This window comes from Streptomyces sp. NPDC057682, from assembly GCF_042799575.1.
Taxonomy (GTDB): domain Bacteria; phylum Actinomycetota; class Actinomycetes; order Streptomycetales; family Streptomycetaceae; genus Streptomyces.
This window is the reverse complement of the sequence record NZ_JBHVIN010000017.1, coordinates 198,710-219,676: the sequence shown is the minus strand read 5'-3', so window position 1 is coordinate 219,676 and position 20,967 is coordinate 198,710. Positions and strand designations below refer to the sequence as shown.

12 protein-coding genes, 1 tRNA gene and 1 pseudogene are annotated in these 20,967 nt (G+C 69.9%); 11 read left to right on the top strand and 3 right to left on the bottom strand.

The genetic code is table 11. The features are described 5' to 3' along the window. Positions 1 to 268: 268 nt before the first annotated feature. Positions 269 to 341, top strand: a tRNA-Thr gene (locus tag ACFVDM_RS29080). 186 nt (positions 342 to 527) lie between these two features. On the opposite strand, the pseudogene ACFVDM_RS29075 reads toward ACFVDM_RS29080, so the two are convergent. Together ACFVDM_RS29075 and ACFVDM_RS29070 are read right to left on the bottom strand one after the other, a co-directional pair. After that, a pseudogene (locus tag ACFVDM_RS29075) lies at positions 528 to 1,165 on the bottom strand (transposase); the annotation flags it as partial. A gap of 110 nt (positions 1,166 to 1,275) precedes the next feature. Continuing rightward, positions 1,276 to 2,250: a zinc-binding dehydrogenase gene (locus ACFVDM_RS29070; protein WP_383646652.1), complete on the bottom strand. Its 975-nt coding sequence runs from the start codon at positions 2,248 to 2,250 to the stop codon at positions 1,276 to 1,278. Positions 2,251 to 2,348: 98 nt separating this feature from the next. Here ACFVDM_RS29070 and ACFVDM_RS29065 point away from each other — a divergent pair, with 98 nt between their 5' ends. Further along, positions 2,349 to 2,984 carry a TetR/AcrR family transcriptional regulator gene (locus tag ACFVDM_RS29065; RefSeq protein WP_383646649.1) on the top strand — a complete coding sequence of 212 codons (636 nt, stop codon included), beginning with the start codon at positions 2,349 to 2,351 and terminating at the stop codon, positions 2,982 to 2,984. A gap of 46 nt (positions 2,985 to 3,030) precedes the next feature. Continuing rightward, positions 3,031 to 3,750: a hypothetical protein gene (locus ACFVDM_RS29060; protein WP_383646673.1), complete on the top strand. Its 720-nt coding sequence runs from the start codon at positions 3,031 to 3,033 to the stop codon at positions 3,748 to 3,750. A 250-nt stretch (positions 3,751 to 4,000) separates the two neighbouring features. On the opposite strand, the gene ACFVDM_RS29055 is transcribed toward ACFVDM_RS29060, so the two are convergent. Continuing rightward, on the bottom strand, positions 4,001 to 6,631 hold the full coding sequence (locus tag ACFVDM_RS29055) for a SpoIIE family protein phosphatase (RefSeq protein ID WP_383646646.1): 2,631 nt from the start codon (positions 6,629 to 6,631) through the stop codon (positions 4,001 to 4,003). Between the two features lie 401 nt (positions 6,632 to 7,032). On the opposite strand from ACFVDM_RS29055, the gene ACFVDM_RS29050 reads away from it, so the two are divergent. From ACFVDM_RS29050 to ACFVDM_RS29015, 8 genes are all read left to right on the top strand, one after another. Next, positions 7,033 to 12,519, top strand: a complete 5,487-nt coding sequence (locus ACFVDM_RS29050) for a HAMP domain-containing protein (RefSeq protein WP_383646643.1) — start codon at positions 7,033 to 7,035, stop codon at positions 12,517 to 12,519. 245 nt (positions 12,520 to 12,764) lie between these two features. Then, a complete protein-coding gene (locus ACFVDM_RS29045) occupies positions 12,765 to 13,439 on the top strand; it encodes a two-component system response regulator (RefSeq protein WP_383646640.1) in 675 nt (224 codons plus the stop codon). Positions 13,440 to 13,661: 222 nt separating this feature from the next. Then, positions 13,662 to 16,430, top strand: coding sequence for a DNA translocase FtsK (locus ACFVDM_RS29040; RefSeq protein WP_383646637.1), 2,769 nt, complete (start codon positions 13,662 to 13,664; stop codon positions 16,428 to 16,430). 203 nt (positions 16,431 to 16,633) lie between these two features. After that, positions 16,634 to 17,434: a helix-turn-helix domain-containing protein gene (locus ACFVDM_RS29035; protein WP_383646634.1), complete on the top strand. Its 801-nt coding sequence runs from the start codon at positions 16,634 to 16,636 to the stop codon at positions 17,432 to 17,434. A 134-nt stretch (positions 17,435 to 17,568) separates the two neighbouring features. After that, on the top strand, positions 17,569 to 19,050 hold the full coding sequence (rimO, locus tag ACFVDM_RS29030; RefSeq protein WP_383646631.1) for a 30S ribosomal protein S12 methylthiotransferase RimO: 1,482 nt from the start codon (positions 17,569 to 17,571) through the stop codon (positions 19,048 to 19,050). Next, positions 19,047 to 19,844 (top strand): CDP-diacylglycerol--glycerol-3-phosphate 3-phosphatidyltransferase, encoded by a 798-nt coding sequence (gene pgsA / locus ACFVDM_RS29025; protein ID WP_383646628.1) that lies wholly within the window; start codon positions 19,047 to 19,049, stop codon positions 19,842 to 19,844. The genes rimO and pgsA overlap by 4 nt, the downstream gene beginning before the upstream one ends. Beyond that, positions 19,841 to 20,350 (top strand): CinA family protein, encoded by a 510-nt coding sequence (locus tag ACFVDM_RS29020; RefSeq protein ID WP_383646625.1) that lies wholly within the window; start codon positions 19,841 to 19,843, stop codon positions 20,348 to 20,350. The genes pgsA and ACFVDM_RS29020 overlap by 4 nt, the downstream gene beginning before the upstream one ends. A gap of 109 nt (positions 20,351 to 20,459) precedes the next feature. Beyond that, positions 20,460 to 20,837 (top strand): helix-turn-helix domain-containing protein, encoded by a 378-nt coding sequence (locus tag ACFVDM_RS29015; protein ID WP_383646622.1) that lies wholly within the window; start codon positions 20,460 to 20,462, stop codon positions 20,835 to 20,837. Positions 20,838 to 20,967 lie beyond the last annotated feature (130 nt).

Here is a 20,967-nt window from a genome sequence, read left to right as displayed (position 1 = left end):
CCGGAAGCTAAGCCTTTCAGCGCCGATGGTACTGCAGGGGGGACCCTGTGGGAGAGTAGGACGCCGCCGAACAATCTTTGTGGGAAAGCCCCGTGCCGTTGGCGCGGGGCTTTCCTGCGTTTCAGGACCGTGTTCGGCTCCGCCGGCCCGCCCCGTGCCGATGCCCCCTGAATCACCGCTGGTGGGCGGGGCCATGACGGGGCGACAGACGGTTTTGCAGACCCCCTGATTCAGGGTATGCTTTAGCTCGTTGCCGCAGGGCAGCAAGGCCCCAATAGCTCAGTCGGTAGAGCGTCTCCATGGTAAGGAGAAGGTCTGCGGTTCGATTCCGCATTGGGGCTCAGACAGAAAGGCCCCCGCCACGAGGCGGGGGCCTTTTGCATGCCCGGACGGACGTACGTACGCATACGCGCACGGCGCTGACGGACCGCCAGAGCCTAAGGACTGTCCCACAAAGATCGTCTGGTGCGCCCGGCCTTGAGGGGCTCTTCACAAGCGAGGGTGTAGCTGGGGTCTGAATCCGCCGGCAGCGCCTTCGGGACGCCTGTGCTCACCGATTCGATCAGATTGCTCATCAGCTCCCTGCCCAGCCCCTTGTCGGGCTCGCGGTTAGCCGCGATCTACCGCTGGTAGATGCCCCAGCGCCGGTCCAGTGCGTCGCCGGCCAGCCGCACCACGTGGAAGGGATCCATCACCGCCACGGCGTCGGGTGACTCCTCGGCAGCCGCGGTCTTGAACCCGGTGAACCCGTCCATCGCGACGACCTCCACCTTGTCCCGCCATGCGTTGTCACGGTCGGCGAGCCAGGTCTTGAAGACCTGCTTGGAGCGCCCTTCGAGCATGTCCAACAGCCGCGCGGGACCGGTTCCGTCGCGGATGCCAGTCAGATCGGTTGCGCCGGTAGCGGCGGATCGTGACCGGCAGCGTCGTCGGCCGCCGGCCGAGCGGCTCATGCGCCAAACGGCGAGTGACCGTGTCGCACGGTACGCTTCGCAGCCGCAGCGGCGGCACCACTGATCGGCCCCGACGGCCCGGCAGGCGAGAACAGCACGATCGGGTTCAACTCGCTGCCCGGCGACTTCCAGACCGAGCTCGTCGAGCCGGGCGAACTGGTCAGGTCGGGACAGGCGGTAGCCGACGCGTGTCCTGCCCAGTCGCTGCACACTTCAGGAGCTCGCGCGCGCGTGCCCGTAGACAACTTCGGTGCTCACACAGCGCGCGGCGCACCGCTGTGTCGATCGGCTGTGCACCAGCCAGAGACCGGACGGCAGCATGTCACGGTGTCAGGACGATACGCCCGAAGACCTCGCCGGCATCCATCCGCCGGTGGGCGTCTGCTGCGGCTTCGAGCGGGAGGACGGCGTGGACGACGGCGCTGAGGTCGCCCCGCGCCGCGGCCTCGAACTGCTCGGCGCGTATCCGGGCCAGGTCAGCTCGCGGCACCGTGTCCAGACTGAAGGTCGCGACCGACACCGACTGCCGGAACCGGCTCAGCAGCGCCGACCCAAGGTCCGCCGGAGGAGGTCCGGCGACGAGGCCGACCAGCACTAGTCGGCCATTGGGTGCGAGCCGCGCGAGGAACGAGGGCAGCGCCGGCCCGGCGACGATGTCGACGATCACATCGAAGCCGGCTGGCTCGGGACCACGCGTACTGTTCCCGTCACGGTCGAGCACGTGTGTCGCGCCGTACTCCATCAGCCGCTCGCCCCGCTCGGCTGACGATGTGGTCACCGCGACTGCCCGTGCGCCGGCTCGGGCTGCGATCTCGACGGCTGCGATGCCGATGCTGCCGGCCGCGCCACGTACCAGCACAGTCTCGTCCTTGGCGAAGTGTGCCTGCCGCAGGGCGAAGTGCGCCACCGGGGCCGCGCTGCCGAGTGTCACCGCGTCGACGGGCGTCAAGCCGGCGGGAAGTGGCGTGACGTTCTCGATCCGCGCGACCGCGTGCTCGGCGTAGCCGCCAGAGACGCCGGTGAACGCCCAGACGCGTCGGTTGAGCCACGACGCCTCGACGCCCGCTCCCACGGCCGTGATCGTCCCAGCCACCTCGCTTCCCGGCACCAGACCGTCGCGAGGCATGGCCGGTCCGAGCGCGCCCAGCGTGCCGCGCCGGATCACCGCGTCGACTCCGCCGACCCCGATCGCCGCGGTCTGGATGACGACCTCGCCTGCGCTTGGGCTGGGTACCGGGACATCGACGACCTCCATGCCGTCCGGGGTGCCGAAGGTACGGATTGAGATTGCTCGCATGCATCGCTCCTGACTGGTTCGAGCCGGTTGGCTCCCGTACGATCGAACGTAACGGACGCATGCGTCCACTTGCTGTTGTGAGAGAGATCGCCTGAAAGATGACTCACCTGCTGCGTGTCGACGCGAGGGAGAATCGCGACCGTGTCCTCGCCGCGGCCCGGGAGCTCTTCGCGGAGTCCGGGCTGGAGGTGACGATGCGGCAGATCGCCCGGCGTGCGGACGTCGGGCCCGCGACCCTGTACCGACGGTTCCCGACGAAGCAGGACTTGGTGCTCGAAGCGTTCGAGGACGAGCTCGCCGAGTGCAGCTCGATCGTCTACGACGGCACCGCCGACCCGGATCCGTGGCGCGGGTTCTGCGACGTCGTCGAGCGCACCCTGCTCCTCAACGCACGCAACCAGGGCTTCACGGACGCGTTCATGTCGGCACACCCCGACGTCGTCGACCTCGCGGCACACCGCGAGGAGCTGGGCCGTGCCGTCTCGACCATCATCCGCCGCGCGCAGGCTGCAGGTCGGCTACGTCCGGACTTCGTGTTCGATGACTTCGTCGTGATTCTCCTCGCCGGCCGCGGACTCACCGCCGCACCCGCCTCCACGCGCGACGCAGCGGCACGCCGTTTCGCGGCTTTCATGATCGACGGCCTCCGCGTCGCCGACACCGAGGCAGGCACCCGGGCCAGTAGCGCGGAGGGCGAAGGAAGCTCCAGACCGCGACCACACCCTCGATCGTGAAGAGCCCCTCAAGGGCACGGAGCCAGGGTGGCATGATGGCATCGTGATGAACGGTGCAGACCTGCAGCCTGCCCGGATACCGGGTTACGACGGCGGCCCCCTCACGTACCAGGCCGGGCTCCTGGACGAGCCGCTCTTCTGGCTGGGGCACCTCTACTCGTGCATCCAGAGCGAGGATGCCGAGGAACTGCTGTTCGGCGCGGACTACGACGCGGCCGGCGACTTCCAGCGGCGGCTGTGGGCGCGGGCCGAGTGGCCGGCATTCACGGTTCCCCTCGCTGCTGATCACCGTCTTCACGTGGCCTACCGCACGGTCGCCGACGACACCGGCACCGACTACCTCCTCCACCACCCCGACTGGGACCGGGCCGAACTCCTCGCCAGGGATGACGGGCACTTCATGGGACCGGGCCTGTCCTGGCCCGAGCTCGTGGCGGCTGCGGACAACACCCTGCCCGGCGGCAGCACCACCGATCCCCACTGTCGCCTGCTGCTCCTGCTGCCTGCGTTCGGCGACGATGCGGTACCCGACGATGCCGTTGGCCGTCTGGCAGGTGCGCTGCACGCCCGCACGAGCGTGGAAGACCCTGAAGCCCTCGCCTCTGTTCTCCTGCAGGACCAAGGGACTCCCGGCCCCGCGCGCTGGACGATGGCCGGGCACGGTCTCTCCGTGAACGACGGCGAGTACTCCTTCCGCAACCCCACCAACCGCTTCGCCCTGTCATCCGATCGCCTGGCCCGGGTGGCAGCCGCGCTGACGCCCTGACCCACACGCCCATTCCCAACGGCAAGTGGGCATGTTCGGAACGACCCTGCCGTGAGTGCTGTGACCAGGGCGCCGATGAGACGGATCGGAGGCCTGTCCTCCTGGAGGCAGCCGTCGCCCTCGAAGTGGTAGTGGCGCAGAGCCCGTGCGAGGGCGTTCACACTGCGCTGGCACGGGGGCGCCTCGTCCGGGTCCGGCAGGTGGAATTCCTGCGGCGGGACGTTGCCGCCGCACCGCCGGGAGGCGGGTCTCAGTCCGTGTGGGGTGGCTCGGGGACGCGCATGGCCAGGATGGCCATGTCGTCCGAGGCGGGCTCGGCCGCGAAGCGCTCCACGGCACGCAGGATGCGTGCCGCCACCGCGCCCGCCGTCAGGCCGGTGCAGTTGGTCAGTACGTCGGCCAGGCCGTCGTCGCCCAGCATGCGCGTGCCCTCGCGGCGCTCCGTGACGCCGTCGGTGACGCAGAGGAGGACATCGCCCGGCTCCAGGGTCACCGACTGCTCGTACAGCTCCAGGTCCTCGATGACGCCCAGCAGGGGCTGGGGCTCGGCGGCCGCCTCGACCGAGCCGTCCTGGCGGAGCCGCAGCGGCAGGGGGTGACCGGCGCAGACCACCTTCAGGAGGGCGCTGCCGTCCTCCTGGGGCCACAGCTCGCCGTACAGGAGGGTGAGGAAGCGGCTGCGGGCGCCCTCGTCCAGGATCGCCGCGTTGAGGCGCTCCAGGACCGCCGGGCCGCCGAAGCCCTCACGGGCCAGCAGCCGCAGTGCGTGGCGGGCCAGGCCCGTGACCGCGGCGGCCTCCGGTCCCGTACCGCAGACGTCGCCGATGGCGAAGCCGTAGGCGCCGTCACGGATCGGGAAGACGTCGTAGAAGTCCCCGCCCACCTCGTTGCCCTCGCCGGCCGCGCGGTAGATGACCTCGATCTCGACGTTCGGGACGTCGGGCAGGCCCGGGGGCAGCAGGCTGCGCTGGAGGGACTGGCTGATCGCCATGCGCTCCGAGTACAGGCGGGCGTTGTCCAGGGCGAGCGCCGCTCGCCGGGACAGGTCCTCGGCGAGCTCCAGGATCTCCTGGCGGAAGTGGTCGTCGGACGGTTTGCCGAGCGTGAGCATGCCGATCACCCGGTTGCGGGCGACGAGCGGGAGGACCACGGTCTCCCCGCCGACCGCGGCCGCCGTGGCCAGCGTCGTACGGATGCTCGTGCCGAGCCCGCCCGTGTCTCCGAGGCCGAGTTCGCGCATCGAGGAGGTCAGCGCCGCCTGGTGCGCGGCCTCGGACGGAGCGGCCCACACCCGGGCGCCCGGGGTCGGGACCGGGTCCGGCGGAGCGATCCTGGAGAGCAGGGCCTTGAGGCCGTCGATCCGTTCCTCGTCCTCGTGCAGCACGTACGACAGATACGGCTCCGACGCCTGGTCCGCGATCGTGTACACCGCGCACCACGTGGCCAGCGTCGGCACGGTCATCTGTGCCATGAGGGCGAGCGTCTGGTCCCGGTCCAGCGTGCCGGCCAGCAGGTCGGAGGCCTCCACCAGGAACGACAGCGAACCGCGGCGCAGCCGTTCCAGCTCGCCGAGCCGGGCCGACTCCACGGCCAGGGCGATCCGGTCCGCGGCGAACTGCAGCCGCAGCGCCTCTTCGTTCGAATACCGTCCGGCGGCCTCGGCGGCGACACCCAGGGAGCCCGTCAGCCGGCCCTCGACCTTCAGCGGGACGGTGACGACGGAGCGCATGCCCGTGTCCACGAGCAGGGGGACGGCACCCGGAACCGCGTCGAGGTCCTCGTGGACGGCCGGCATGCGCGCGGAGCCGTACCGTCCCGTGCCGGCCTCCACGGGCACCCGGGCGAAGCGCTGACGGGCCGAGGGCAGGCCCGTCGTGGCCCGTACCTCCAGTTCCGTCTCGTCGTCCGTGGCCAGCAGCAGGAACGCCGCGTCCGCGTCGAGCATGTCGCGGGACCGTTCGACCGTGCGCTGCAGCAGACCGTCGAGGTCGTCGGGGGCGGGGGAGCCGATGAAGACCTCGAAGGGGTCCGTCGACCGGCTCTCGGTGGCCGCGTCGGAGACCGGAGCGCGTACCGGAGTCTGCAGGACGGCGCGCTCGTAGTCGCGTACCAGCAGGCAGACCGTCGACGGCTCGCCCTGGGGGTCGCGGACGCGCAGGTGCGAACCGTAGACCGGGACGATGCGTCCGTCGGCGCCGCGCAGGCCGTAGCTCCCCTCCCACCTGGAGAGGCGCAGCGCGTCCGCGATGCCGGTGTTGGTGCCCGGCGTCTGCGGCCAGGCGGTGAAGTCCGTGAAGGGTGTGCCGAGGACCTGTTCCGCGGTGTGCCCGAAGAGATACGCCGCGTCGTCGTTCCACGCGGAGACCGCGCCCGCGCTGTCGATCTGGGCGACGGCGACCCTGACCCGGTCGTCGGTCACCGGGAGCAGGCCGACGGGCAGCAGCGGGCCGGCGGAGCGGATGCCCACCGGGCGGTCGGGGAGGTCGAGCTGGAACCAGACGTGCTTGTGCGTCGGGGAGTACTCGACGCCCCAGCGGGAGGCCAGGGCCGCGCACAGCAGCAGACCCCGGCCGTTCTCGCGGTCGGGGCTGCCGAGGTCCAGACCCGTGGACTGGAGCGGGATCTCCCGTTCCGGATAGTGGTCGGAGACCTCGATCCGGACGCCGTCCTCGGTGCGCAGGCACAGCACGTTCGCCGCCGTACCGGCGTGGACGACGGCGTTGGTGACGAGTTCGCTGGTGAGGACGACGGCGTCGTCCACGACGTCCGTGTACCCCCAGCCCTGGAGTGTGTCCCGGACGAAGGCGCGGGCCGTCGCGACGGAGCGCCCCACCGGTTCGAAGGTGGCAGCCGCGCGCGCCGTGATCACAGCACTCCCCATTTGGTGTCTCGTCGCTTCCCCGAGTCCTGTGCCCGTTTCTCGCCGCTTCGATTCGCCTGCCAGGCTAGACGCTCGCTCCGCGTGCCGGATACACGAGGGGCGGGTTCGGGCAAGGACGGGCAGGAAGAGGCCTGTGACCGGACAAGTGTGGGCTTCCTCATGCGGGGATGGGGGACAACCCCGGGAGGTTCCACCCCGACCGGTTCCGGCCTGGTACGTTTCAACGATTTGACGTCCACATGGTCACCCGTCGACGGTGGGCGGTGGCGATGAGCCCCAGAGGATCTGGGCAAGCTCTCGGACAAGGCCCGAGCGATTCGGTCAACCCCTGCGGGAGGGACACGGTGGAGTCTGACGTGGCGGCGCGGGGATCAGGTACGCGCAGTAAAGGCGGACAGTCCGTGAAGAAGCAGCGCAATGGAACGGTCGAGGTCGACGCCGCCGCACTGAACAGACTGCTGTCCGGTCTGGTGGCCATGCGCGACGGCAACTTCCGCAGGCGTGTGACCGTGTCGGGCGACGGGATCATGGCCGAGCTGGCGGCGGTCTTCAACGAGGTCGCGGACCGCAATGTGCACCTCACGGGCGAGCTGGCGCGCGTACGGCGCGTGGTCGGCCGCGAGGGCAAGCTCACCGAGCGGCTGGAGACGGGGGCCTGCGAGGGGTCCTGGGCCGCCGCGATCGACGCGTCCAACGAACTGGTCGACGATCTCGCCCGCCCGGTCTCGGAGGTCGGGAGGGTGCTGTCGGCGGTGGCCGACGGTGACCTGGAGCAGCGGATGGAGCTGCGCTCGCACACGGCGGACGAGACGGTACGGCCGCTGCGCGGCGAGTTCCTGAAGGTCGCCCGTACGGTCAACAACCTCGTCGACCAGCTCTCGGCCTTCACCGAGCAGGTGACGCGCGTGGCCGTCGAGGTCGGCACCGAGGGCAAGCTCGGCGGGCAGGCCCAGGTGCGGGGGATGTCCGGGTCCTGGAAGGACCTCACGGACTCCGTCAACACCATGGCGTACCGGCTGACCGCGCAGGTGCGGGACATCGCGCTGGTGACGACGGCGGTCGCCAAGGGGGACCTGTCGCGGAAGGTCACCGTCCATGTGGCCGGTGAGATGGCCCAGCTGAAGAACACCGTCAACACGATGGTCGACCAGCTGTCCTCGTTCTCCTCCGAGGTGACGCGCGTCGCCCGTGAGGTGGGCACGGAGGGCGAGCTGGGCGGTCAGGCGACCGTGCCGGGTGTCGCCGGCGTGTGGAAGGACCTCACGGACTCCGTCAACACGATGGCGGGCAACCTCACCTCCCAGGTGCGCGGCATCGCGGAGGTGACGACGGCCGTCGCCAACGGCGACCTGTCGCAGAAGGTCCGGGTGAGCGCGCGCGGCGAGGTCGCCCAGCTCGCCGAGACGATCAACCAGATGACCGAGACGCTGCGCACCTTCGCCGACGAGGTCACCCGGGTGGCCAGCGAGGTCGGCGGTCAGGGTGTGCTCGGTGGCCAGGCGCAGGTGCCGGGCGCCGCGGGGACCTGGAAGGACCTCACCGACTCGGTGAACACGGTCTTCCGGAACCTGACGATCCAGGTGCGCGACATCGCCCAGGTGACGACGGCGGTGGCCAGCGGCGACATGACGCAGAAGGTCACGGTGGACGTGGCCGGCGAGATGCTGGAGCTGAAGAACACCGTCAACACGATGGTCGACCAACTCCAGTCCTTCGGTTCGGAAGTGACCCGGGTGGCGCGTGAGGTCGGCGTCGAGGGGCGGCTCGGCGGGCAGGCCGAGGTGCCGGGCGCGGCGGGTACGTGGAAGGACCTCACGGACTCCGTGAACACGGCGTTCCGCAACCTGACGGGTCAGGTGCGCGACATCGCCCAGGTCACCACCGCGGTCGCCAACGGTGATCTGTCGCAGAAGGTCACGGTGGACGTGGCCGGCGAGATGCTGGAGCTGAAGAACACCGTCAACACGATGGTGGCGCAGCTGTCGTCCTTCGCCGACCAGGTGACGCGGATGGCGCGCGACGTGGGTACGGAGGGCCGGCTCGGCGGTCAGGCGCGGGTCGACGGCGTCTCCGGCACATGGAAGGAACTGACCGACTCCGTCAACTTCATGGCGGGAAACCTCACCTCCCAGGTCCGCCAGATCGCGCAGGTGACCACGGCGGTCGCGCGGGGCGACCTGTCGCAGAAGATCGACGTGGACGCGCGCGGCGAGATCCTGGAGCTGAAGAACACCATCAACACGATGGTGGATCAGCTCTCCGCCTTCGCCGAGCAGGTGACCCGGGTGGCCCGCGAGGTGGGCACCGACGGACGGCTCGGCGGGCAGGCCCAGGTGCCAGGTGTGGCCGGGGTGTGGCGTGATCTGACGGACTCGGTGAACGGCATGGCCGGCAACCTCACCGCCCAGGTCCGCAACATCGCGCAGGTCGCCACGGCGGTCGCGCGCGGTGACCTGTCGCAGAAGATCGACGTGGACGCGCGCGGCGAGATCCTGGAGCTCAAGAACACGCTCAACACGATGGTCGACCAGCTGTCGAACTTCGCGGAGCAGGTCACGAGGGTGGCCCGCGAGGTGGGTACGGAGGGCATCCTCGGCGGTCAGGCCGAGGTGCAGGGCGTCTCCGGTACGTGGAAGGACCTCACGCAGTCCGTCAACGGCATGGCGAACAACCTCACCCTCCAGGTGCGCAACATCGCCGAGGTCACCACCGCCGTCGCCAACGGCGACCTCTCCAAGAAGATCACGGTCGACGCCCGGGGCGAGATCCTCGAACTGGTGACGACCGTCAACACGATGGTCGACCAGCTGCTCAACTTCGCCGACGAGGTGACCAGGGTCGCCCGAGAGGTGGGGACCGAGGGCATCCTCGGCGGCCAGGCCCGGGTGCGCGGTGCGACGGGCATCTGGAAGGACCTCAGCGACAACGTCAACCTGATGGCCAACAATCTGACCAGTCAGGTGCGGAACATCTCCCGCGTCTCGTCCGCGGTCGCCAACGGCGACCTCACGAAGAAGGTCACCGTCGAGGCGCGTGGCGAGGTCGCCGAGCTGGCCGACACCGTCAACACGATGGTGACGACGCTGTCATCGTTCGCCGACGAGGTGACCCGCGTCGCCCGCGAGGTGGGCACGGAGGGCGAGCTGGGCGGTCAGGCCCGGGTGCCCGGCGTCTCCGGTACGTGGAAGGACCTCACCGAGTCGGTGAACTCGATGGCCTCCAACCTGACCGGTCAGGTCCGTCAGATCGCCACCGTCACCACGGCCATCGCCAAGGGCGACCTCACCAAGAAGATCGACATCGACGCCCGGGGCGAGATCCAGGAGCTGAAGAACACCATCAACACGATGGTCGACCGGCTCTCGTCGTTCGCCGAGGAAGTGACCCGGGTGGCCCGTGAGGTGGGCACCGAGGGGCAGCTGGGCGGTCAGGCACGGGTGCGGGACGTGGACGGCACCTGGCGCGACCTCACCGAGTCGGTGAACGAGATGGCCGGGAACCTGACCCGCCAGGTGCGGGCCATCGCGGCCGTCGCCACGGCGGTGACCCGCGGCGACCTCAACCTGAAGATCGACGTCGACGCGGCGGGCGAGATCCAGGCCCTCCAGGACAACATCAACACGATGATCGCCAACCTGCGCGACACCACGGCGACCAACAAGGAGCAGGACTGGCTCAAGGGCAACCTCGCCCGGATCTCCGGCCTGATGCAGGGCCGGCGCGATCTGGACGACGTGGCCTCCCTGATCATGAGCGAGCTGACCCCGGTCGTCTCCGCGCAGCACGGGGCCTTCTTCCTGGCCATGGCGACCGGCGACACCGACGCGCTCGGCGCGGAGAGCGACAAGGACGGTTCGTACGAGCTGAGGATGCGGGGCAGCTACGGCTACTCGGCCGGTTCCATGCCCACGTCCTTCCGGCCCGGGGAGACGCTCATCGGCACGGCCGCCGAGGAGAAGCGGACCATCCAGGTGGACAACGTGCCGCCGGGGTACCTGAAGATCTCCTCCGGACTCGGCGAGGCGCCGCCCGCGCATGTGATCGTGCTGCCGGTGCTCTTCGAGGGCAAGGTCCTCGGTGTGATCGAACTGGCCTCGTTCCAGCCGTTCACACACATCCAGCGGGACTTCCTCAACCAGCTCGCCGAGATGATCGCCACCAGCGTCAACACGATCAGCGTCAACACCACGACCGAGAAGCTCCTGGAGCAGTCGCAGGAGCTGACCGAGCAATTGCGCGACCGGTCGCAGGAGTTGGAGAACCGGCAGAAGGCCCTCCAGGCGTCCAACGCCGAACTGGAGGAGAAGGCCGAGCTGCTGGCCCAGCAGAACCGCGACATCGAGGTCAAGAACACCGAGATCGAGGAGGCGCGCCAGGTCCTGGAGGAGCGTGCCGAACAGCTCGCGGTCTCGATGCGTTACAAGTCGGAGTTCCTGGCCAACATGTCCCACGAGTTGCGCACCCCGCTCAACTCGCTGCTCATTCTGGCCAAATTGCTCGCCGACAACGCCGAGGGCAATCTCTCGCCCAAGCAGGTCGAATTCGCCGAGACGATCCACGGGGCCGGGTCCGACCTGCTCCAGCTGATCAACGACATCCTCGATCTGTCGAAGGTCGAGGCGGGCAAGATGGACGTCAGCCCGACCCGGATCGCCCTGGTCCAGCTGGTCGACTACGTGGAGGCGACGTTCCGGCCACTCACCGCGGAAAAGGGGCTGGATTTCTCCGTCCGCGTCTCGCCGGAACTGCCGGCGACGCTGCACACGGACGAGCAGCGGCTGCTCCAGGTGCTGCGCAACCTGCTCTCCAACGCGGTGAAGTTCACCGACAGCGGCGCCGTGGAGCTGGTGATCCGGCACGCGGGCGCCGAGGTGCCGGACGCCATCCGGGAGCAGCTGCTGGAGGCCGGTTCGCTGCGGGACGCGGACGGCGACCTCATCGCGTTCTCGGTGACCGACACGGGCATCGGGATCGCGTCGAGCAAGATGCTGGTCATCTTCGAGGCGTTCAAGCAGGCGGACGGGACGACCAGTCGGAAGTACGGCGGCACCGGCCTCGGGCTCTCCATCAGCCGTGAGATCGCCCGGCTGCTCGGTGGCGAGATCCATGCGGCGAGCGAACCCGGCCGCGGTTCCACGTTCACGCTGTACCTGCCGCTGCACCCGAGCGAACTCCCGCCGCAGGGCTACCCGCAGATCGCTCCCGGCCCGCTGGAGGTGCACGGCGCACCGGTCGAGGGCGGCAGGCCGCCGGCGCCGGGCCAGACGCCGCCACAGGGCCTGCCCGGAGGCGCGCAGGGCTACGGGCCGGGGTCCGGCGGTTCCTCGGGCGGCGGGACCGAGCAGGGCGGCGCGGCCGGCCTGCTGCGGCGCCGCCGCAAGGCCCTGGGCGGTCCGGCGCCGCAGCCCGCGCTGCCGGCCCGGCCGGCCGCCGCGGAGCCCCAGCAGGCCGGGCAGGAGGCCTGGCCGGCCGCGGGCCAGGAGGAGCCGGAGAGCCGCAGGACGTTCCGGTTCAACGGGGAGAAGGTGCTGATCGTCGACGACGACATCCGCAACGTCTTCGCGCTGACCAGCGTGCTGGAACAGCACGGACTCGCGGTGCTCTACGCGGAGAACGGGCGTGAGGGGATCGAAGTCCTGGAGCAGCACGACGATGTGACGGTCGTACTGATGGACATCATGATGCCCGAGATGGACGGATACGCGACGACCACGGCGATCCGCAGGATGCCGCAGTTCGCGGGGCTGCCGATCATCGCGCTGACCGCGAAGGCGATGAAGGGGGACCGGGAGAAGGCGCTTGAGTCGGGCGCATCCGACTACGTCACCAAGCCGGTCGATTCCGATCATCTGTTTTCGGTTATGGAGCAGTGGATGCGCGGAGAGTGATCGTCAATTGGGCGAATCAATCGTGATTTGTTGACCGGCTGTGTCCGAAGAAGTGTGGGGAGACGGATTCCGGGGAACCTTCTCGTCTCCCACCGCGTTTTCCCTGTGTGCACAGTGACATCGCGGTGACAGGGTGTGGTGACGGGCGGGGTGCGGCTACCATGACCGGCACAAGGACGGACGGCGTAAGGGAGTCGTCCCCTGGGGCGGCGCCCGGTGCAATTCCGGGGCGAGGAGGACGGGCCATGGTGCAGAAGGCCAAGATCCTCCTGGTCGATGACCGACCGGAGAATCTGCTGGCGCTGGAGGCCATCCTCTCTGCGCTCGATCAGACACTGGTCCGGGCATCGTCAGGGGAGGAGGCGCTCAAAGCGCTACTCACGGACGACTTCGCGGTCATCCTGCTGGACGTCCAGATGCCGGGCATGGACGGATTCGAAACCGCGGCGCACATCAAGCGCCGCGAGCGGACCCGTGACATCCCGATCATCTTTCTCACCGCGATCAACCACGGTCCGCACCACACCTTCCGGGGGTACGCGGCCGGCGCGGTGGACTACATCTCGAAGCCGTTCGACCCCTGGGTGCTGCGGGCGAAGGTCTCGGTCTTCGTCGAGCTGTACATGAAGAACTGCCAGCTGCGCGAGCAGGCGGCGCTGCTGCGGCTCCAGTTGGAGGGCGGCCAGCCGGGCGCCGACCACGAGAAGGAGCCCGCCGGGCTGCTCGCCGAACTCTCCGCGCGCCTCGCGGCCGTCGAGGAGCAGGCCGAGGCGCTCTCCAAGCAGCTCGACGACGAATCGGCGGACGCCGCGGCCGTGGCCACCGCCGCCCATCTGGAGCGCAAGCTCACCGGTCTGCGCCGGGCGCTGGACGCGCTGGAGCCGGGCACGGGCGGCGGACCGGCGCCCCTCACCACGTAACGTCCGGCCCTGTTCCGGGCGGGGCCCGGTCCGCGGCGTCAACTGACCGCAGGCCGACGCCGTACGGCAGCACTCTTCGAGGAACGGGCCGTGCCGTCAGGGCGTTTCGGCCGTACCGGCTCCGTGAGGACGCGTCAGTTCGCGTCCCCCGCAGGGCGACACGGTCGGGTGAACCATCACGCGCACGTGTTCACCGCAGCAGACACCGGTAACCTCGGCCCCATGGCCTCACGTACGTCCGGCAAGGGTTCCCAGGGCACGGCGGGCACCGCGAAGCGCGTCGGCGGTGGCCCGGGTGCGGCGAAGAAAGCCGCGCCCGCCAAGAAGACCGCGGCGAAGAAGTCCGCGCCCGCCAAGAAGGCGCCCGCGAAGAAAGCGGTGGCCAAGAAGGCCGCCCCGCCCAAACCGGCACCCTCGCCCACCAGCGGAGTGGTGCGCCTGGTCCGCGCCGTCTGGCTCGGCACGGCCCACGCCGTCGGCGCGGTGTTCCGCGGCATAGGGCGCGGCGCCAAAGGGCTCGACCCCGCCCACCGCAAGGACGGCGTCGCGCTGCTGCTCCTCGGCCTCGCGCTGATCGTCGCCGCCGGAACCTGGTCCAATCTGCGCGGACCGGTCGGCGACCTCGTCGAGATGCTCGTCACCGGGGCCTTCGGCCGGCTCGACCTGCTCGTCCCGATACTGCTGGGCGCGGTCGCCGTGCGGCTGATCCTCTACCCGGAGAAGCCCGAGGCCAACGGCCGCATCGTCATCGGGCTCTCCGCGCTCGTCGTCGGCGTGCTCGGCCAGGTCCACATCGCCTGCGGGGCCCCCGGCCGCGAGGACGGCACCTCGGCCATGCAGGACGCCGGCGGGCTCATCGGCTGGGCCGCCTCCAAGCCGTTGATCTACACGATGGGCGAGGTGCTGGCCGTCCCCCTGCTCCTGCTGCTGACCGTCTTCGGGCTGCTGGTCGTCACCGCCACCCCGGTCAACGCCATTCCGCAGCGGCTGCGCCTGCTCGGCACCAAACTCGGCCTGATCGACCCGCTGCCCGGCCCCGAGGAGTACGAGGGGGACGACGACGAGCGGTACGACGAGCAGTGGCGCGAGTCGCTGCCCGCCCGCTCCCGCCGGTCCGCCGCCCGCCCTGCGGACGAGGCGTACGACCCCGACCGGGCCGAGGAGGACGCGCTCTCCAAGCGGCGCCGGCCGCGCCGGCCCTCCGTACAGCCCGCGATGAACCGGACCATGGACGCGGTGGACGTCGCCGCCGCCGCGGCGGCCGCGCTCGACGGCGCGGTGCTCAACGGCATGCCGCCCTCACCGGTCGTCGCCGACCTCACCCAGGGCGTCTCGGTCGACCGCGAGCGCGCGGGCACTCCGGTGCCGGGCGCCCGGGAGGCGGAGCCCGCCCGGCGGCCGGGCGAGCGCAGCGCGACGCCCGCCGGTGGCGTACCCGATCTGACGAAGCCGGTCCCCGAGCGCGCGGAGTCCACGCCGCTGCCGCCCCGGGCCGAGCAGCTCCAGCTCTCCGGCGACATCACCTATGCGCTGCCCTCGCTCGACCTGCTGGAGCGCGGCGGCCCCGGCAAGTCCCGCAGCGCCGCGAACGACGCGATCGTCGCGTCCCTGACCAATGTTTTCACCGAGTTCAAGGTGGACGCCGCCGTCACCGGTTTCACCCGGGGGCCGACGGTCACGCGCTACGAGGTGGAGCTGGGCCCGGCCGTGAAGGTCGAGCGGATCACGGCCCTCGCCAAGAACATCGCGTACGCCGTCGCCAGCCCCGATGTCCGGATCATCTCGCCGATCCCGGGCAAGTCCGCCGTCGGCATCGAGATCCCCAACTCCGACCGCGAGATGGTCAACCTCGGTGACGTGCTGCGGCTCGCGGACGCGGCGGAGGACGACCACCCGATGCTCGTCGCGCTCGGCAAGAACGTCGAGGGCGGCTATGAGATGGCCAACCTGGCGAAGATGCCGCACGTCCTGGTCGCGGGCGCCACCGGCTCCGGCAAGTCGTCCTGCATCAACTGCCTGATCACCTCGATCATGGTCCGCGCGACGCCCGAGGACGTCCGGATGGTCCTCGTCGACCCCAAGCGCGTCGAGCTGACCGCGTACGAGGGCATCCCGCATCTGATCACCCCGATCATCACCAACCCCAAGAAGGCCGCCGAGGCCCTTCAGTGGGTCGTGCGCGAGATGGACCTGCGCTACGACGACCTCGCCGCCTTCGGCTACCGCCACATCGACGACTTCAACCACGCGGTGCGCACCGGCAAGCTCAAGACGCCGGAGGGCAGTGAGCGCGAGCTGGCTCCGTACCCCTATCTGCTGGTGATCGTCGACGAGCTGGCCGACCTGATGATGGTGGCCCCCCGGGACGTGGAGGACTCGATCGTCCGGATCACCCAGCTGGCCCGCGCCGCCGGCATCCATCTGGTGCTCGCCACCCAGCGTCCCTCGGTCGACGTCGTCACCGGCCTGATCAAGGCGAACGTGCCCTCGCGGCTCGCCTTCGCCACCTCCTCGCTGGCCGACAGCCGCGTCATCCTGGACCAGCCCGGAGCCGAGAAGCTCATCGGCAAGGGCGACGGGCTCTTCCTCCCGATGGGCGCGAACAAGCCGACCCGCATGCAGGGCGCCTTCGTGACCGAGGACGAGGTCGCGGCGGTCGTCCAGCACTGCAAGGACCAGATGGCGCCCGTCTTCCGCGACGACGTCGTGGTCGGCACCAAGCAGAAGAAGGAGATCGACGAGGAGATCGGCGACGACCTCGACCTGCTCTGCCAGGCGGCGGAACTGGTCGTGTCCACCCAGTTCGGCTCGACCTCGATGCTCCAGCGCAAGCTCCGGGTGGGCTTCGCGAAGGCGGGCCGGCTGATGGACCTCATGGAGTCGCGGAACATCGTCGGACCGAGCGAGGGGTCCAAAGCGCGCGATGTCCTCGTCAAACCGGACGAGCTCGACGGAGTGCTGGCACTGATCCGGGGGGATACGGGTTCGTGAGGATTTCGCGGGCAACCGTTTCGTGAAGCCGTACGTCAAGTTGAAGGGAGGGACACTACGACGTCCCGCCCCGGGACGTTCCGGCGAGACCGACTCTGTTCGAATCTGATGGCGTACAAAGTCGTGCTCCCGGTTGCCCCACTCTTTCGCACCCCCCCTAGACTGAACACCCAGCAGGTGGCTCACGCTCGAAAGGCGCCCCCGTGTCCATCGGCAACTCCCCCCAAGACGACCGGCCTTCGATCGGTCGAGTGCTCCAGCAGGCCCGCATCCTCGCAGGTCTCACGGTCGAAGAGGTCAGCACGTCCACCCGGGTGCGCATCCCCATCGTGCACGCGATCGAGGAGGACGACTTCTCCCGCTGCGGCGGCGACGTGTACGCCCGCGGGCACATCCGCACGCTGGCACGGGCCGTCGGCATCGATCCGGAACCGCTGGTTTCGCAGTACGACGGCGAGCACGGCGGCCGTCCCGCACCCACCCCCGCGGCGCCGCTGTTCGAAGCCGAACGGATCCGTTCCGAACCCCGTCGGCCCAACTGGACCGCGGCCATGGTCGCGGCGATCGTCGCCGTGGTCGGCTTCGTCGGCTTCACCTTCTTCAAGGGCGGCGACGACTCCCCGACCGCGGGCCGTGTCGCCGAGGGCCCGACCTCCGACAAGATCACCCCGAAACCGGCCGGCAGCAAGCACGCCGACCCCAAGCCCGCCCCCTCGGACAGCGCCATCGCCGCCGCTCCGCAGGACAAGGTCACGGTCCGGCTCAGCGCCACCCAGGGCAAGAGCTGGATCTCGGCCAAGGACCACAACGGCCGGTCCCTCTTCGACGGCACCCTCCAGCAGGGCGAGTCGAAGACCTTCCAGGACAAGGAGCGGGTCGACCTCGTCCTCGGCAACGCCGGCTCGATCGAGCTGTACGTCAACGGCAAGAAGGTCGAGGACCAGTTCCAGCCGGGACAGGTCGAACGGCTTTCCTACACCAAGGGCGACCCCGAGGTCGGCTGACCCCGCGGCCGCGGACGGACGGACCACGGCGGACGCCGGGCCTTCGGGCCCGGCGCCCGCCGTCTTTGTCACTCGCTGTCACTGACGAACCCTGCGCGGCGGGGCTGTCGTCGGGACAAAGTAGTCTTGAGCCCATGCCCGAACGCCGTACCGTCGCCCTTGTCACTCTTGGCTGCGCCCGTAACGAGGTGGACTCGGAGGAGCTCGCAGGCCGCCTGGCAGCGGACGGCTGGGAGCTCGTCGAGGATGCCTCCGATGCCGATGTCGCCGTGGTCAACACCTGTGGCTTCGTCGAGGCCGCCAAGAAGGACTCCGTCGATGCCCTGCTCGAAGCCAATGATCTGAAGGACCACGGCCGCACCCAGGCCGTCGTCGCCGTCGGCTGCATGGCCGAGCGCTACGGCAAGGACCTCGCCGAGGCCCTGCCGGAGGCCGACGGAGTCCTCGGATTCGACGACTACGCGGACATCTCCGACCGCCTTCAGACCATCCTCAGCGGGGGCGTCCACGCCTCCCACACGCCGCGCGACCGCCGCAAGCTCCTGCCGATCAGCCCGGCCGACCGGCAGGACGCCGCCGTGGCGCTGCCCGGACACGCCCAGCAGGCCGCCGCCCCCGCCCCCGCCGACCTTCCGGAAGGTGTCGCCCCGGTCTCCGGTCCGCGGGCGCCGCTGCGCCGCAGACTGGGCACCAGCCCGGTCGCCTCGGTGAAGCTGGCCTCCGGATGCGACCGGCGCTGCTCCTTCTGCGCCATCCCCTCGTTCCGCGGCTCCTTCATCTCCCGCCGCCCCTCCGACGTCCTCGGCGAGACCCGCTGGCTGGCCGAGCAGGGCGTCAAGGAGGTCATGCTGGTCTCGGAGAACAACACCTCCTACGGCAAGGACCTCGGCGACATCCGGCTGCTGGAGACGTTGCTGCCCGAGCTGGCGGCCGTCGACGGCATCGAGCGCATCCGGGTCAGCTACCTCCAGCCGGCCGAGATGCGCCCCGGCCTGATCGACGTCCTGACGTCGACGCCGAAGGTCGCGCCCTACTTCGACCTCTCCTTCCAGCACTCCGCCCCCGGCGTGCTGCGCGCCATGCGACGCTTCGGTGACACCGACAGCTTCCTGGAGCTCCTGGACACCATCCGCGGCAAGGCCCCGCAGGCCGGAGCCCGGTCGAACTTCATCGTCGGCTTCCCCGGTGAGACCGAGGAGGACCTGGCCGAGCTGGAACGGTTCCTCTCGCACGCCCGTCTCGACGCCATCGGCGTCTTCGGCTACTCCGACGAGGAGGGCACCGAGGCGGTCGGATACGACGACAAGCTGGACGCCGACACGATCGCCGAGCGCCTCGCGCACATCTCGCAGCTGGCCGAGGAGCTGACCTCGCAGCGGGCCGAGGAGCGCGTCGGGGAGTCGGTCCAGGTGCTGGTCGAGTCGGTCGACCCCACCGAGGACGAGTCGCGCGCCATCGGCCGTGCGGCCCATCAGGCGCCCGAAACGGACGGTCAGGTGCTCTTCACCGCACGCGAGGGGCTCGTCCCCGGCCGTATGGTCGAGGCAAAGGTCGTGGGCACCGAGGGCGTGGACCTGGTGGCCGAATGCTGTGAACTCGCGGAGGTAGGCAGATGACCGGAGTCCCGGCATCCGCGGCAGGTGGGTCCGGCGCGACGCCGGTCCGCGGCGGAAAGCTGGGTGCTGCGGCCGTCAATCAGGCCAGTCTGTGGAACATCGCCAATCTGCTGACGATGGCCCGGCTGGTCCTGGTTCCCGGATTCGTCGTGCTCCTGCTCCACAACGGCGGATACGACCCGGCCTGGCGTTCCTTCGCCTGGGCGGCCTTCGCCGTCGCCATGATCACCGACCTGTTCGACGGACATCTGGCGCGTACGTACAACCTGGTCACCGACTTCGGGAAGATCGCCGACCCGATCGCCGACAAGGCGATCATGGGGGCCGCGCTGATCTGCCTGTCGTACCTCGGTGATCTTCCGTGGTGGGTCACGGGCGTGATCCTCTTCCGGGAGCTGGGGATCACGCTGATGCGGTTCTGGGTGATCAGACACGGAGTGATTCCGGCCAGCCGCGGCGGCAAGATGAAGACGCTGGCCCAGGGGACCGCCGTCGGGATGTACGTCCTGGCACTGGTCGGTCCGCTGGCCACGCTGCGTTTCTGGGTCATGGCGGTGGCCGTCGTGCTCACCGTCGTCACCGGTCTGGACTACGTCCGCCAGGCGATCGTGCTGAGGCGCCAGGGGATCGCGGCGGAGAAGGCCGCGGCGGCGGCCGGAGCGCCCTCGGACGACTCCTCCGCCCCGCAGGCGTCCCAGGAGCCGCCCCGGGGCACGGACCGGGCGTCCTCCGGGGACCCGGACCGTGACCCGGCTCCCAATGCCGCTTCCGGCGCCGCGGAGGCCGAGCGGTGACACCCGCGGCCCGCGTGCTGCGGCTGCTCGTCGAACGGGGGGAGACCCTCGCCGTCGCCGAGTCGCTGACCGGCGGGCTGGTGGCCGCGGAGCTGACGTCCGTCCCCGGAGCCTCCCGGGCGTTCCGCGGGTCCGTGACGGCCTATGCGACCCCCCTCAAGAGTGAAGTCCTGGGAGTGGACGCCGGCCTTCTCGCCGAGCGGGGGGCGGTGGACGCGGAGGTCGCGCGCCGGATGGCGACCGGCGTACGCCGGGTGCTCGGCGCGGACTGGGGGCTGGCGACGACCGGTGTCGCGGGTCCCGACCCCCAGGACGGACAGCCGGTCGGAACGGTGTTCGTCGCTGTCAGCGGGCCCGCTGACGTCGGGAAAGTGGCCGTACTGCGGTTGAACGGCGGACGGGCGGACATCCGTAGAGAGAGTGTACGGAGCGTGCTCGAACTGCTCTCCGGCGAACTCGGCGGGTACGCGAGGGCACAGGATACGGAACACAACGGGGGGAATTGATGTTTGCAGCCCTGAGTGAACACGACATCGCTCCCCGCACGGCCGCAGCGCTAGGCGGTACGGTGGGGCGTGAAGGATGCGGCTACGCGGTCCGAGGAGGGAGCCACCGATGATTCTGCTCCGTCGCCTGCTTGGTGACGTGCTGCGTCGGCAGCGCCAGCGCCAAGGCCGTACTCTGCGCGAAGTCTCCTCGTCCGCCCGAGTTTCGCTCGGCTATCTCTCCGAGGTGGAGCGGGGGCAGAAGGAGGCATCCTCCGAACTGCTCTCCGCCATTTGCGACGCGCTTGACGTACGGATGTCCGAGCTCATGCGTGAAGTCAGCGATGAGCTGTCCCTGGCGGAGCTGGCCGAGTCGGCAGCGGCCAGCGATCCGGTACCTGTACCGGTGCGCCCCATGCTCAATTCCGTCTCTTCGGTGACGGGTGTACCGACGGGGCGGGTGACCATCAAGGCACCCGCGGAAGCGGTGGATGTCGTCGCCGCCTGACCCGTTCGGTCCGGTGTGAAGCCGGAAGCCCCGGTCCTCCCTCAGGGGTGGGCCGGGGCTTCCGCGTGCCCGGCTCCAAAGAATTCCCCGAATGACTGTTTTGCCTGATCTATGCCATCGTGGTGCGTGC

Coding starts and splice junctions, on each gene's coding strand:
- ACFVDM_RS29070 (WP_383646652.1), bottom strand. CDS start 2,250: ATGCGAGCAATCTCAATCCGTACCTTCGGCACCCCGGACGGCATGGAG.
- ACFVDM_RS29065 (WP_383646649.1), top strand. CDS start 2,349: ATGACTCACCTGCTGCGTGTCGACGCGAGGGAGAATCGCGACCGTGTC.
- ACFVDM_RS29060 (WP_383646673.1), top strand. CDS start 3,031: ATGAACGGTGCAGACCTGCAGCCTGCCCGGATACCGGGTTACGACGGC.
- ACFVDM_RS29055 (WP_383646646.1), bottom strand. CDS start 6,631: ATGGGGAGTGCTGTGATCACGGCGCGCGCGGCTGCCACCTTCGAACCG.
- ACFVDM_RS29045 (WP_383646640.1), top strand. CDS start 12,765: ATGGTGCAGAAGGCCAAGATCCTCCTGGTCGATGACCGACCGGAGAAT.
- ACFVDM_RS29040 (WP_383646637.1), top strand. CDS start 13,662: ATGGCCTCACGTACGTCCGGCAAGGGTTCCCAGGGCACGGCGGGCACC.
- rimO (WP_383646631.1), top strand. CDS start 17,569: ATGCCCGAACGCCGTACCGTCGCCCTTGTCACTCTTGGCTGCGCCCGT.
- pgsA (WP_383646628.1), top strand. CDS start 19,047: ATGACCGGAGTCCCGGCATCCGCGGCAGGTGGGTCCGGCGCGACGCCG.
- ACFVDM_RS29015 (WP_383646622.1), top strand. CDS start 20,460: ATGATTCTGCTCCGTCGCCTGCTTGGTGACGTGCTGCGTCGGCAGCGC.